Raw genomic sequence first — 13,564 nt, forward strand, 5'->3', positions numbered from 1 at the left:
GATGGCCCCTTTGCGGCGTTGTGGTCACTTTTTGCGTAGAAATTGCGCGAGGGACCCGGTGTGAAGCGTTGCTTACGGTTTGATTCGGGCGTATGACAGCGGCCATGAAACGTTATTTCGACATGACAGACCATGCGCGCCTGCCGCAACGCTTTCAGCGTGAAAACCGGTCTGTGCTGGCACGACTGCGCTGATCTGCCCGCGCCAGCCTTCGGGCTGCCCTTTCAGCACCGCCAATTCCTCTGATCGCAAGAGAGATCGCCATGACTGTAGCCAAAACTCTGTATGATAAAATCTGGGACGCCCATGTTGTCCATCAGGACAAGGACGGCACCTGCCTGCTGTATATCGACCGCCATCTGGTTCATGAAGTGACCAGCCCGCAAGCATTTGAGGGGCTGCGCATGACGGGCCGCACTGTGCGCGCACCGGAAAAAACCATTGCTGTGCCCGACCATAACGTGCCCACAACACCAGATCGCGAAAACGGGATTGAAAACCCCGAATCCCGCATTCAGGTGGATGCATTGGACAAGAATGCGCGCGAATTCGGCGTGAATTATTACCCTGTGAACGATATTCGCCAAGGTATCGTGCACATCGTTGGTCCCGAACAGGGCTGGACACTGCCGGGCATGACCGTTGTTTGCGGCGACAGCCACACCGCCACGCATGGCGCATTCGGGGCGCTGGCCCATGGCATCGGCACGTCGGAAGTGGAACATGTGCTGGCCACGCAAACGCTGATCCAGCAAAAATCCAAGAACATGAAGGTGGAAATCACCGGATCACTGCGCCCCGGCGTGACGGCCAAGGACATTACCTTGTCTGTCATTGGCGTGACGGGCACGGCTGGCGGCACCGGCTATGTGATTGAATATTGCGGGCAAGCCATTCGCGAACTGTCGATGGAAGGGCGCATGACCGTGTGCAATATGGCCATCGAAGGTGGCGCGCGCGCCGGTCTGATTGCGCCGGATGAAACGACGTTCGCGTATGTCAAAGGCCGCCCGCATGCCCCCAAAGGCGCGCAATGGGATGCCGCGCTGGCATGGTGGAAAACACTGAAATCCGATGAGGATGCACCTTGGGACAAGGTTATCACCCTGAAGGGCGAAGATATTGCGCCCGTCGTGACATGGGGCACCAGCCCCGAAGATGTGCTGCCCATCACCGCAAGCGTTCCCGCGCCTGAAGACTTCAGCGGTGGCAAGGTGGATGCTGTGCGCCGTGCACTGGATTACATGGGCCTGAAGCCCGGCCAGAAACTGACCGATATTGAAATTGATACGGTTTTCATCGGGTCATGCACCAATGGCCGCATTGAGGATTTGCGCGCAGCCGCCGCAATTCTGAAAGGCAAGAAAATCAAGGCGGGCCTGCGGGCCATGGTTGTGCCCGGTTCGGGGTTGGTGCGTGCGCAGGCCGAAGAAGAAGGGCTGGCGCAGATTTTCATCGATGCAGGATTTGAATGGCGCCTTGCGGGGTGTTCCATGTGTCTGGCGATGAACCCCGACCAGCTTAGCCCCGGCGAGCGCTGCGCAGCAACGTCCAACCGCAACTTTGAGGGGCGTCAGGGTCGCGGTGGCCGCACACATCTGATGTCACCCGGTATGGCAGCGGCAGCGGCAATCACGGGGCGCCTGACGGATGTGCGCGAACTGACGGGTGAGCCGGTTCTGACCGGGTGAGCAAGGTGTCCCGCATCGTGCCGCGCCCGCGCGTTCTGGTAATTGCTGAAGCCGCGAACCCCGAATGGGTCAGTGTGCCCCTTGTGGGGTGGCAGATTGCCAGTGCGTTGCGGCGGGTGGCGGATGTGCATCTGGTCACACAGGTGCGCAACCGTGATGCGGTTTTGCGTGCCGGTCTGATGGAAGGACAGGATTTCACCGTCATTGACAGCGAAGCGCTGGCACGTCCTGTCTGGGCGCTGGCGTCGTGGTTGCGCATGGGCGAAGGGAAGGGCTGGACGATGCTGACCGCGCTTGCATCGCTCAGTTATCCATATTTCGAACGGCTGGTCTGGAAACAGTTCGGCCCGGCCATTCGGTCTGGCGCATATGACATCGTGCACCGTGTCACACCCCTAAGCCCTACGGCAAACAGTTCGCTGGCGTCAAAATGCGCCAGTGCGGGCGTGCCCTTCGTGCTGGGTCCGCTGAACGGCGGCGTGCCGTGGCCCGCAGGTTTTGATGCTGAACGCAGGCGCGAACGCGAATGGCTGTCTTATGTGCGCGGTCTGTATCGCCTGTTGCCGGGGCGGGCGCGTATGTTGCGCAATTGCGCGGCGCTTATCGCGGGATCACGCCACACGCTGGCTGAACTGGGGACACATGGTCGGGAACGCGGGGTGTATATTCCCGAAAACGGTGTGAACCCGGATGCGCTGGGCACCCCGTCCCAACAGGATGTTTCGGGGCCGCTGCGGTGTTGTTTTGTTGGCCGGTTGGTGCCCTATAAGGGGCCTGACATTCTGATAGAAGCGCTTTTGCCGCTGTTGCAGTCAGGTCGTGTGACACTTGATATTGTTGGCAGTGGCCCGATGGAAGATGTCCTGCGCCAGTTGGTGCAGGACAACGCGCTGGAAGGGGCCGTCACGTTTCACGGCTGGCTGGATCATGCCGGTGTCGGTGCGGTCTTGTCGCGCGCCAATTTGCTGACCTTCCCTTCTGTGCGCGAATTTGGCGGTGGTGTGGTGGTCGAGGCGATGGCGCTGGGCGTCGTTCCGGTCGTTTGCGATTATGCTGGCCCGGGCGAGCTGGTCACCGCTAGGACGGGTTTCAAGGTGCCGATGGCAGGGCGCTTCGCATTGATTGCGGCGTTTCGCCAGAAAGTGACGGATATCTGCGATAGCCCCGACTGCCTGCCAAGAATGGGCGCGGATGCGCGCGAACTGGTCCGCACGCAATTCACATGGCCGCGCAAAGCCGATCATATTTTGCAAGTCTACGAATGGGTGACGGGCAAGCGCGATACACGCCCGCAGCCATTCCAAGTTCAAACCGGGGACACGCCTGATGTGCGGTCTGCCCATAAAATAACGAATGAAAGGTAGATGACGATGGACAAATTCACCACGCTTTCCAGTGTTGCCGCACCCATGCCGCTGGTCAATATCGATACGGACATGATTATTCCCAAGCAGTTTTTGAAAACAATCCAGCGGTCCGGTCTGGGCAAGAACCTGTTTGACGAAATGCGCTTTGATGATGATGGCAACGAAATTCCGGATTTTGTGCTGAATCAGCCCGCCTATCGGCAAGCGCAAATTCTGGTTGCAGGCGACAATTTCGGCTGCGGGTCATCGCGTGAACATGCGCCTTGGGCGTTGCTGGATTTTGGCATTCGCAGCGTAATTTCCACCAGCTTTGCGGATATCTTTTACAATAACTGCTTCAAGAACGGCATTTTGCCTATCGTTCTGCCACAAGATCAGATTGATGTGCTGATGGATGATGCCCGCAAAGGCGAGAATGCGCGCATTGCAATCGATCTGGAATCGCAGACAGTGACAAGCGCCGACGGACAACAATTTCACTTTGAAATTGATCCGTTCAAGAAGCATTGTCTGCTGAACGGTCTGGATGATATTGGCCTGACCCTTGAAAAAGTATCTGCAATTGACAGCTTTGAAGCGCAGGCAAGTCAGGCGCGTCCTTGGGTCTGATTGCCCTAGACGCGTTGAAATGTGGCTTTTTCCAGACGGCACCCCCCGCGGGTGCCGCTTTTTTTCCACAAATTTGATGCAAAGTCGTGACAGTTCGACCGTGAAATAGCCACAGCCCTGCGCGATATTGAAAAGGGACTTGCTAGGATGGCGATAAATGGGCAATTTTGTGGCAAAAATAAGGCGGGCGCTTCCGGATAATCTGGAAATAACGCGTTCTGTCGGAAAAACGCGCTCCGCTTCGTCGGCAAGGCGCGGCAAAAGGCAAGGTAGCAGGTCGTCCATGTCCCAAGTGGCAAGCGCATTTTTGCGCGGGTTTTCGGTAGTTGTTCTTATTCTGGTGCCCGCGCTGCTATTGCCCGGAATCTCGCCGGATATTTCACAAGGTTTGACGCTGATTGCGCTGATTGCGGGGGTTGTGGTTGTTGTCGAATATACGGCGCGCCATCCCGGTCTGATCGAATTCCGTGATGCGAAACCTTATAATCGGGGCCGCTTTGCGTTGTTATTCGCAATTGTTCTGGCCCTGACGCTGATGCAGCGCGCTGTCAGTCTGCATGATGGCCAGCATGTGCCGCAGATTGCCATGTGGTTGGGTGCCGCGTTTGATTTCAATTTCAGTCCGGTTCGCATGCTGCGCGCGGCCCTGCCCGGGGGCCTGACGCTGGAACATGAAGCAAATGTGCAGGCCGCGGCCTCTGTCGCGTTTGTGCTGGCCCAGCTTGGGCTGCTGGGGTTTTTGGCTGCGGTCTATCTGCGCTACTGGCCCAACCGCAGTTCGGTTCTGAATGTCTGGGTCAATTTGCCCAATTTCGACCCGACCAAAGGCATCGACGTCGTCCACCGGCTGGAGCGTGAGGGGCAGGTTAACATTTTGGTAGGGATTGTGCTGCCATTCTCATTGCCGGTCTTGCTGCATATTTCCAGCCTGCTGGTGCAGCCCTTGACCCTTGAAACGCCGCTGTCACTGGTTTGGGGTGTTGCGCTATGGGCTTTTGTGCCGGTCAGTCTGGTGATGCGCGGGGTTGCAATGTACCGCGTTGCGCAACTTATCCGCGCCCAACGCCGGCGCATCGCGGATGCAGAATCATCGGTGCCCTTGCCAGCGCGGTCTGCCTATTCCTGATATGTCTGGCCAGTGCTGTCGCCGCGCAGACGCCACGCCTGACCACAGATCTGCGGCTGGCCTTCTGGCGGGTTGATCTGGGTGGTCGTGGGCCCGGACTTGCCTTGCGTGATATCCTGGGCCGTGACCCCGCCCCTGTTGCCAAGGCGCAGCTTATCGCACATATCGCGCCCGATGTGCTGGTTCTGTCGGGTGTTGATCATGATCATGGCAATGTCACCTTGCAGGCGTTTCGTGACCTGATCGCAGAGCATGGCCATGAGATGGCGCATACCTTCGCCTTCGCGTCGAATGCCGGTTTGCGCACGGGGCTGGACATGACGGGGGATGGTCGCACCGCCGGGCCGGATGATACCCAAGGGTATGGCGACTTCAGCGGGCAGAAAGCGCTGGCCGTTCTGTCGCGCTATCCAATCCTGCCAGAGCATTCGCGCGATTTCAGCGATTTCCTGTGGCGTGATCTGCCCGGCAACCTTAGCCCGTATCGCCCTGAAGGGTCCATGCCGGACCCCGCGCGCGATGCGTTGCAGCGGCTGTCCAGCACCGGGCACTGGGATCTGGCGCTGGAATTGCCCGACCATGGGCGGCTGCATCTTCTGGTCTATCAGGCGGGGCCGCCGGTGTTTGGCGGGCAAAATGACCGCAACCTGCACCGCAACCATGATGAAACCGCGTTCTGGTCGCATTTTCTGGATGGGGCTTTGGCCGTGTTACCGCCTGACGCGCCGTTCGTGCTGATGGGCGGCAGCAATCTGGACCCGTTTGATGGTGACGGGATGCAGGGTGCAATGCGCAATCTGCTGGCCCACCCCGCCATTCAGGACCCACAACCTGCCAGTGATGGCGCAGTGCACGCCGCCCGAAGTGGTGCTGGCAGCCAGCATATTGGACCGCATGCCCATGATACTGTTCACTGGCCACAGGCTCCGGGGCCGGGCAACCTGCGGGTCAGCTATATCCTGCCCACGCGGGGCGTGGCGGTCACAGATTCGGGTGTGTTCTGGCCCATGCCGGACATGCCAGGGGCCGCGCTTTTGGGCCAACCGGACAATCCGCCAACGCGACACCGGCTTGTCTGGATGGATATCGACGCACATAATCCGTAGCGGCAAGCCTAGCCTGAACTGGCCTTTGGGGTGCCAAGCTGAACCTGCGTGCCCCACCCATGGCATGCCGCCAGAACCGGGGCGGGCGGGGGTGTGTCTGTATAGAAGCTGTCCAACTGCGCCAGCGACCCGATACGCGCAGGCGCGCGTCGCTGAAACTTGGACCTGTCCGCAACAAGAAAGCTGCGCCGCGCCTGTTTCAGGATGGTCTGGCTAACACCCACTTCCTGAATGTCAAAATCCAGCATATCCCCGTCTTCATCCAGCGCCGAGCAACTGATGACCGCAAGATCAAACTTGAATTGCGCGATGGCCTGCGTTGTCACTGTTCCGACCAGACCGCCATCCGACCGCCGCAGCAGCCCGCCGACAAGAATGATCTCGCAATTCGGGTTATCGACCAGAATATTGGCAACATTCATATTATTGGTCAGCACCATGATATCACGGTGGCCCATCAATGCACGCGCAACCGCTTCGGTCGTGGTGCCAATGTTCAAAAAGACGGAACACCCGTTGGGAATGTCCTGAACGCACCGCGCAGCGATGGCCGCCTTGGCCGCATCGTTCAGGCCGCGCCGATCCTCATACCCGATATTCGCGATGGTTGACGGCATGACCGCCCCACCATGCACGCGTTCAAGCCTGCCCTGATCGGCCAGTTCAGCCAGATCGCGCCGGATTGTCTGTAATGTGACGTTGAAATGCGCGGCCAGCCCGTCAACGGTTACACGGCCATCACGGCGCGCGATGCTCAGAATTTCGGGCAAACGCATATTCTGTGACAATCCTGTCTCCTGCGCAGGAAGTTGATTCGCAATGGGTATATGTTCGTTTGTCGTCCGTTTCCAGAGAAACGAACATACGGCATAGAAAAAATACAGTATACTGGCCTTCATTATCTTCGTTTGAAAATAAACGAAGATAAACGCGTATAAAGTCATAATTTCTTGTGCGTTATGCGGCGATGTGACAATTATGCAGGGCAGATAATCCAAGCAACCGAAACCGGAGGGCGCATGCCACGCAATCAACAGCCCAATGCCGCTGGGCAAGATGTCCATGATCTGCTGATTATTGGCGGCGGCATAAACGGCTGTGGCATTGCGCGCGATGCGGCCGGACGCGGGTTGTCAGTGGTTCTGGCCGAGAAGGGCGATCTTGCGGGTGCCACGTCTTCTTCCTCGACCAAGCTGTTTCATGGTGGTCTGCGCTACCTTGAATATTTCGAATTCCGTTTGGTGCGCGAAGCGTTGATCGAACGTGAAACACTGCTGCGTGCAATGCCGCATATCAGTTGGCCCATGCGTTTTGTATTGCCATATCATAAGGATATGCGGTTTGAAAGCGACACCCCAACATCGAAACTGTTGTCGCTTTTCATGCCATGGATGAAGGGGCGGCGACCGGCGTGGCTAATCCGGCTGGGGCTGTTTTTGTATGACCATCTGGGTGGGCGAAAAATTCTGCCGGGCACATCAACGCTGTCCTTGCCGGACACACCCGAAGGTGCGCCATTGCAGGCGCGTTTTGCCAAAGCCTATGAATATTCGGATTGCTGGGTAGAGGATTCGCGCCTTGTGGTGCTGAATGCCCGCGATGCCGAAGCGCGCGGCGCAACCATCCTGACCAGATCAGCGGTGGTGTCCGCTCAAGTGCAGGACGGAATTTGGCATGTTTCGGTCAAAACCGAAGATGAAACGAAAATCCTGCGCGCCAAAACACTGGTCAATGCGGCTGGCCCATGGGTCGGCGACATCATTCACGGCAAACTGCGCCTGAACAGCCGCGAGAATGTGCGTCTGGTGCGGGGCAGCCATATTGTGACCCGCAAACTGTATGATCACGATAAATGCTATTTCTTTCAGGGATCGGATGGCCGGATTATCTTTGCCATTCCTTATGAGCAGGATTTTACGCTGATCGGCACCACGGATGCAGAACATGCTGATCCGTCCATCCCGCCCACCTGCACGGATGAAGAACGCGACTATCTGTGCAAATTTGCAAGCCAGTATTTCAACAGCCCCGTGACCGCCGATGATGTCATCTGGTCTTATTCCGGTGTGCGCCCGCTTTATGATGATGGCGCAAGTTCGGCGACCGCGGCAACGCGCGACTACACACTGAAGATTGACCAGTCCGCAGGCGCGCCGGTGCTGAATGTGTTTGGCGGCAAGATCACGACCTACCGGCGGCTGGCCGAATCGGCCTTGGAGAAGATCGCGCGGGTCATGCCGGTCGGGGCCGGAAAATGGACCGCTGGCGTGGCGCTGCCCGGTGGTGATTTTGCGCATGACGGTGTTGCAGACCTGATCGCGGGCTTGCGCCGCGACTATCCGTTCCTGACCGATTTCTGGGCGCGGCGTCTGGTGCGCGCCTATGGGCAGGATGCGCGCAAGATCCTTGGCAATGCCAAAGCAGCGGGGGATCTGGGCCGCGATTTCGGGGCAACCCTGACCGAAGCAGAAGTCAGCTGGATGATAGCGCGTGAATATGCGCGCACAGCAGATGACGTACTTTGGCGGCGCAGTAAACTTGGTTTACGTCTGACCGATCATCAGGTTGACGACCTGACCGGCTGGATAACGCAGCGGATTGATACGCGCGCATAGCCCGCCGAGCAACGATAGCCGCCATAATGCTCCGTCCGACACGCGACGCCCGGACGCGGCGAGATGGTTCAGATACCCAATGCGCTGCTTCTACCTGGATCGGGGCAGAAGATTCATCATTTTACATCGGTCCTAATCGGGCGGCATTCCTTGTACTTCTTGTATGGATCGCGGGCATATTATTATTGGTTCGGACAGCTCGCGCCAATGCGGCAACGCTAGGAAAACTTCGGATTTTGGTGGAACGCCTCTTTGATGAAGGTCGCTATCTAGAGGTTGCCGAGATCATACAACCGTATCTGCCAGTCATCCAACTTGCGTCGGATCGTAAACTTTCCATTCAACGACTGCATGACATAATTCGAGGCACCAGTTCGTTTGGGGAAGCTGTTCTTGAAGCACAGTTACGGCCAAGACGAACGAAGCAATGGTCCGTATTTGAGGGTCTTCAGCGAAAAGTCCGTAGCGGTCTTTCAGCGTTGGTGCCAGCACGGTCTGAGGCCTCAAATAATGCTGATCGCCTGCAAAGTTCCCTTCTACGATCAACCGGGTTTACAGACACGCTGATGACAACTTATCCTGATCTCTTATGTCCGCTGGTGGGCGCTAACAGAAATCGAGCAGAGGTTTTCCAGGATCGCCTTATGAAGCCGTCCGTGCTTGCTGCAGCAATTTCTGGGGCAATGTTACCGATGCTGGCGCAACGTCGACGGCAGATCAACTTCGAAGCTTTCATCATGCCTGCAAAGCAAGGTTCCTGATGAGGATGATGCTGCACCACGGTTGAAATGGACAATTCATAGAGAACTGCGCGACGGGCGCGAATGCGCTTGATCTGCGTCATGGCGCACGCGATCAATCAAGGGTTATCTTTTGGCACGCCAAAGCCGTCGCCATTTCGGGGATGTGCCAACCGCCGGTCTGCGCCACCCTTGGGGCGGGCGTGGCAACCTGCAGTCGGATTTCCGGTGTGGGTATCAGGAGTTGACCCATGAAAGATAATGTATTGGAGCCGCCGGTCGGCTCTGTTTTCCTTTTCTTTTTCCTGACCTTTGCCATCGCTTGGGGTGGCATGGGGCTTGTGTTTGTTTTTCAGGACACGGTCGAAGCAGCGCTGGGGCCGATGGGTCCCACGCATCCGCTGTTCATTCTTGCAGTCTGGGCGCCCGCGATTTCGGCAATTCTGCTGGTCCTGTGGTATGGGGGGTTGCTCGGTCTGCGCCGTTACCTGTCGCGTCTGCTTATCTGGCGGGCCCCTGTCGGGTGGTATCTGCTTCTTATCCTCGGCATTCCGGCGGTCTATTATTTCGCGGCATTTGTCACCGGGACCCTGACCCGAGACTCCTTCGCCCAACCGCCGCTGCGGGAACTCCTGCCGCTGGTCGCTTTCATGCTGATCCTCGGCCCGATGGAGGAGCTTGGCTGGCGCGGCTACGCCACACCGGTCTTGCAGCGCGCCATGGCACCGTTCTGGGCCGGACTTTTGGTGGGTATTGTCTGGGCGCTCTGGCATGTTCCGGCCTTCTATCTAGGCGGCACGCCGCAAAGTAGCTGGGAAGTTATGCCCTTCCTCCTGGGGGCAACCGCAGTCAGCATCATCGTCACAGCCTTATTCAACGCGGCGCGGGGCAGCATCCTTTTGGCGGCGCTGTTTCACTGGCAACTCAACATGCCGATGTGGTCGGATACCAAACCTCTCGACATGTATCTGTTCATCCCGCTCGCCGCGATCGTAGTCTGGATCAAACGCGCTGATATGTTCAGCCGCACCGGCGCTGTCACCGAGGTTATGCCAGTCTCGAAAGGGCGCACATCATGAAGTCCTTGATCGCCTTGATGATGAGCCTCGTTTTGACAGGTCCGGTCATTGCTGCGGACCGGGTGCAGGGCGTTCTTGATGCCCTGCGCGCCGAGCATGGCTTTCCAGGTGCCTCGGTTGCATGGACGGGGCCGGATGGTGCGGTGCATGTGCGGACAACTGGCTTTGCCGACCCCGAAGCGGCGCTGCCTATGACGGCCGAAACCAGAATGCTGGCCGCCAGCATAGGCAAGAGCTACGTCGCCGCCACCGCGCTGGCGCTAGAGGCCGATGGGCAGCTTGATCTGGACGCACCGGTTTCGGACTTGCTGGGTGAACGGGCATGGTTCGCCCGTCTGCCCAATCATGACAGGCTTACGCTGCGCCATCTTCTGAACCACTCTGGCGGCCTTCCGGATCATGTCGAACTGCCCGCTTTTCAGGGGCTGTTCTTGTCGCGGGGCCCCGACGATCCGGTGCCGGTGCCAGAGGATCTGATCGGTCTGATCCTCGACGCACCGCCCCTCTTTCCGGCGGGCGCGGGCTGGGCCTATTCCGACACTGGCTATCTGCTGGCGGGGCTGGTGATCGAGGCGGCTGCGGGCCAGCCTTGGGGCGAAGTCGTGCGCGACCGGTTCCTGTTGCCGCTTGGTCTGACCGATACTGAACCCTCGGACCAGCGCGTGCTTGACCGGCTGGCGACAGGCTTCACGAGCATGGCAGGCCCCGTTATGCGCACACTCGACCCCGAGGGGCGGCTGATCTTCCATCCCGGGATCGAGGGCGCTGGGGGCGGCTTTGTCACCACCGCCACCGATCTGGCACTCTGGGGGCGTCTGCTGTTGTCCGGTCGCGCGATGGAGACAGAATATCTGGACGCAATGCTTCAGGGCATCGACACCGGGGCACCGGGCCGCAGCTATGGCCTTGGCGTCGGAATCGACCGCACGGGTGCCGAGGAGGTGCGCGGGCATGGTGGCTGGATCCCGGGATATGTCGGTTCGCTGCGATACTATCCCGCTCGGGACGTGGCCATTGCAATCCAGATCAACTCCGATGTTGGCATGCTGGGGGAGCAAGGTGCAGTTGATGGAATTGAGCGAGCAATTCATGAAGAGATACTGAAGATCGTGGAATGACAGCGGGTTACGGCTTGCATGCTATGCATCGCCCAATGGAAAGCTGAAGAACACCAAGGAATTTGCGCCATGCTGTTAAGAAAAATAACTTGGATCATCCTCTGGACATTGGCCACTTTAGCCATCGTGATCGCCGCTGCTTTCCTGTGGCTGCGCCTAAGTCCTTATTGGGCCGGGATTACGCTGTTTTCCGAAAGCCACCGGGTCGAGAACTTTCGCGACATGGGGCGGGTCTTCCCGGCCCGGGCCGTTGCGCGCGGCGACACCGTCTGGGCCTTTGACCACGCGCCGCAGCCCTTGCCGGAAACCTACACCTTCGACGGCCAAGCCCGCAGCCTGACCGCGTTTCTGGATCGAACTGAGACCACCGGCCTGTTGGTTGTCCGTCGCGGCGCGATCACGCATGAGGAATATTGGCTGGGGGCTGATGCGGCCTCGCTCTTCACGTCGTGGTCGGTGGCGAAATCGGTTCTCTCTGCCCTGATAGGCATTGCCGTCGAGGAAGGGCACATCGCCAGCATCCGCGACCCGATCAGCCAGTATGTGCCCGCGCTGGAAGGCTCTGGCTATGGCGCAGTCCCCATCGAGGATGCGCTGACCATGTCTTCGGGTGTGGAGTTCAACGAGGATTATGACAATCCGCGGTCCGACATCAACATGCTGTTCATCCGTGCGATGGCGATGGGTCAGCCTGTCGAAGAGACGCTAAAGGGCCTTGGCCGCCTGCGTGATCCCGGCATCTTCAACGACTACGTCAGTTCTGACAGCATGGCGCTGGGTCTGGTGCTGGAGGCGGCGACGGGCATGCCGGTGGCCGAGTATCTGGCCAGCCGCCTTTGGGGCCCGATGGGGGGCGAGGCAGATGCGAGCTGGAGCACCGACCGAACGGGAAGGGAGTTCGCGCTATGCTGCCTCAACGCAACCCTGCGCGACTACGCCCGCTTCGGGCGGCTGTATCTGGAAGGTGGCGTGCGAGATGGGCGGCAGATCGTGCCTGCCGACTGGGTGCATGCCTCGGTCAACCCGACGGCCGCGCATCTGCAACCGGGCCAGAACCCGGCCAGCAGCTGGACCTTCGGCTACGGCTACCAGTGGTGGATCCCCGAAGACCCCCAGGGAGATTTTGTCGCGATCGGGGTCTGGGGGCAGTACATTTATGTGGATCCGATCCGCGAAGTGGTCATTGTCAAGGTTAGCGCGGATCCGGATTTTGATGACAATGACCACGAAACCATCGCCACCTTTCGTGCGATCGCGCGGGCGGCAGCGGGTGGATGACGCGTATGGTCTGTAGGATGCTCGGCACGCGCATGCTCAGACCACAGCCCCGGGCTATCTGACGTTTATCGGTTTCGAGGAGAGGATCTCACACCTTACCCTTACGCCATTACCCCGAGTGCGATGGCGATAAACAGGGGGCCGTTATACATCCCATGAATGAACACACAGGCAAGTGTGCTTTGGGTTTTGTGGAAAACATATGGCACGATAATTGTGACCGGCAGCAGCATGATCATCAGGTCGAGCCCGAATGGCAGATGGAACATCCACCACAGGCAGGCGCAGATAAGCCAGCCATTGCGGGCGGACAGTCTTCTTTGAAGGTATCCGCGCCAAAGGATTTCTTCGCCCACGATGTTGAAGAAGAACATGGGCAACCACACAAGCAGCAACAGGCGCTCAATGCCCTGAAACGGTGAGAGATTAACAAATCATGGCTCTGTGGAAAGATACCTGACACCGAACACGGCGTTCAGCGCGAATGACGCGCCAAAAATTACCCCTGTCAGGGCGAACACAATCGCCAGCCCTACCAAGGCGTATTTCCAGTCCTTGGTACGCATCGCGCGCACGCTCAGGCCCTCCAGGGTCAATGGAATGGTGTCGCAGCCTTCGATTCTGACGGCAATGACCGCAAAGGCAAAAATGGGGACGAACAGAAAATAGCCGGTCACGAACCAATTCAGTGCCGGGTTCCAGGCGAAACTGGCTGCAAGGAACGGGTGCAGTGTGAATAAAAGCGAGAAGAAATATGCTGTGAACCCTGTGAAGACCGCGGCGGCATGGCTCGGTGAGACGGCCTTCATTGTTCACTTTTCCTATCTATCGAGTT

General features: G+C 58.4%; 13 protein-coding genes. 10 read left to right on the forward strand and 3 right to left on the reverse strand.

Annotated features, from left to right (window positions below; all coding sequences use genetic code 11):
• Positions 1–263 precede the first annotated feature (263 nt).
• From leuC to P8S53_RS01950, 5 genes are all read left to right on the forward strand, one after another.
• Positions 264–1,691 carry a 3-isopropylmalate dehydratase large subunit gene (gene leuC, locus P8S53_RS01930; RefSeq protein WP_277805487.1) on the forward strand — a complete coding sequence of 476 codons (1,428 nt, stop codon included), beginning with the start codon at positions 264–266 and terminating at the stop codon, positions 1,689–1,691.
• Between the two features lie 14 nt (positions 1,692–1,705).
• On the forward strand, positions 1,706–3,055 hold the full coding sequence (locus P8S53_RS01935; RefSeq protein WP_306417857.1) for a glycosyltransferase family 4 protein: 1,350 nt from the start codon (positions 1,706–1,708) through the stop codon (positions 3,053–3,055).
• A gap of 6 nt (positions 3,056–3,061) precedes the next feature.
• Complete coding sequence (gene leuD / locus P8S53_RS01940) at positions 3,062–3,667, forward strand: 3-isopropylmalate dehydratase small subunit (protein WP_277806670.1); 606 nt, start codon at positions 3,062–3,064, stop codon at positions 3,665–3,667.
• A gap of 283 nt (positions 3,668–3,950) precedes the next feature.
• Positions 3,951–4,793 (forward strand): hypothetical protein, encoded by an 843-nt coding sequence (locus tag P8S53_RS01945; RefSeq protein ID WP_277805489.1) that lies wholly within the window; start codon positions 3,951–3,953, stop codon positions 4,791–4,793.
• A 104-nt stretch (positions 4,794–4,897) separates the two neighbouring features.
• Positions 4,898–5,899 (forward strand): endonuclease/exonuclease/phosphatase family protein, encoded by a 1,002-nt coding sequence (locus P8S53_RS01950; RefSeq protein WP_277805490.1) that lies wholly within the window; start codon positions 4,898–4,900, stop codon positions 5,897–5,899.
• 8 nt (positions 5,900–5,907) lie between these two features.
• Here P8S53_RS01950 and P8S53_RS01955 read toward each other — a convergent pair whose 3' ends face one another.
• On the reverse strand, positions 5,908–6,687 hold the full coding sequence (locus tag P8S53_RS01955; RefSeq protein ID WP_277805491.1) for a DeoR/GlpR family DNA-binding transcription regulator: 780 nt from the start codon (positions 6,685–6,687) through the stop codon (positions 5,908–5,910).
• Between the two features lie 231 nt (positions 6,688–6,918).
• On the opposite strand from P8S53_RS01955, the gene glpD reads away from it, so the two are divergent.
• From glpD to P8S53_RS01980, 5 genes are all read left to right on the forward strand, one after another.
• Positions 6,919–8,514 (forward strand): glycerol-3-phosphate dehydrogenase, encoded by a 1,596-nt coding sequence (glpD, locus tag P8S53_RS01960; protein WP_277805492.1) that lies wholly within the window; start codon positions 6,919–6,921, stop codon positions 8,512–8,514.
• A gap of 566 nt (positions 8,515–9,080) precedes the next feature.
• Positions 9,081–9,275 carry a hypothetical protein gene (locus P8S53_RS01965; protein WP_277805493.1) on the forward strand — a complete coding sequence of 65 codons (195 nt, stop codon included), beginning with the start codon at positions 9,081–9,083 and terminating at the stop codon, positions 9,273–9,275.
• A gap of 230 nt (positions 9,276–9,505) precedes the next feature.
• On the forward strand, positions 9,506–10,333 hold the full coding sequence (locus P8S53_RS01970) for a CPBP family intramembrane glutamic endopeptidase (protein ID WP_277805494.1): 828 nt from the start codon (positions 9,506–9,508) through the stop codon (positions 10,331–10,333).
• Positions 10,330–11,451, forward strand: a complete 1,122-nt coding sequence (locus tag P8S53_RS01975; protein ID WP_277805495.1) for a serine hydrolase — start codon at positions 10,330–10,332, stop codon at positions 11,449–11,451. Before P8S53_RS01970 ends, P8S53_RS01975 begins: the two co-directional genes overlap by 4 nt.
• Before the next feature lie 69 nt (positions 11,452–11,520).
• On the forward strand, positions 11,521–12,729 hold the full coding sequence (locus tag P8S53_RS01980) for a serine hydrolase (protein ID WP_277805496.1): 1,209 nt from the start codon (positions 11,521–11,523) through the stop codon (positions 12,727–12,729).
• Positions 12,730–12,830: 101 nt separating this feature from the next.
• On the opposite strand, the gene P8S53_RS21385 is transcribed toward P8S53_RS01980, so the two are convergent.
• Entirely contained in the window at positions 12,831–13,103 is a 273-nt protein-coding gene (locus P8S53_RS21385; protein ID WP_373418506.1) for a CPBP family intramembrane glutamic endopeptidase, read from the reverse strand.
• Between the two features lie 60 nt (positions 13,104–13,163).
• Positions 13,164–13,538, reverse strand: a complete 375-nt coding sequence (locus P8S53_RS01990) for a hypothetical protein (protein WP_277805498.1) — start codon at positions 13,536–13,538, stop codon at positions 13,164–13,166.
• Positions 13,539–13,564 lie beyond the last annotated feature (26 nt).

This window comes from Roseinatronobacter sp. S2 (genome assembly GCF_029581395.1).
Taxonomy (GTDB): Bacteria; Pseudomonadota; Alphaproteobacteria; order Rhodobacterales; family Rhodobacteraceae; genus Roseinatronobacter.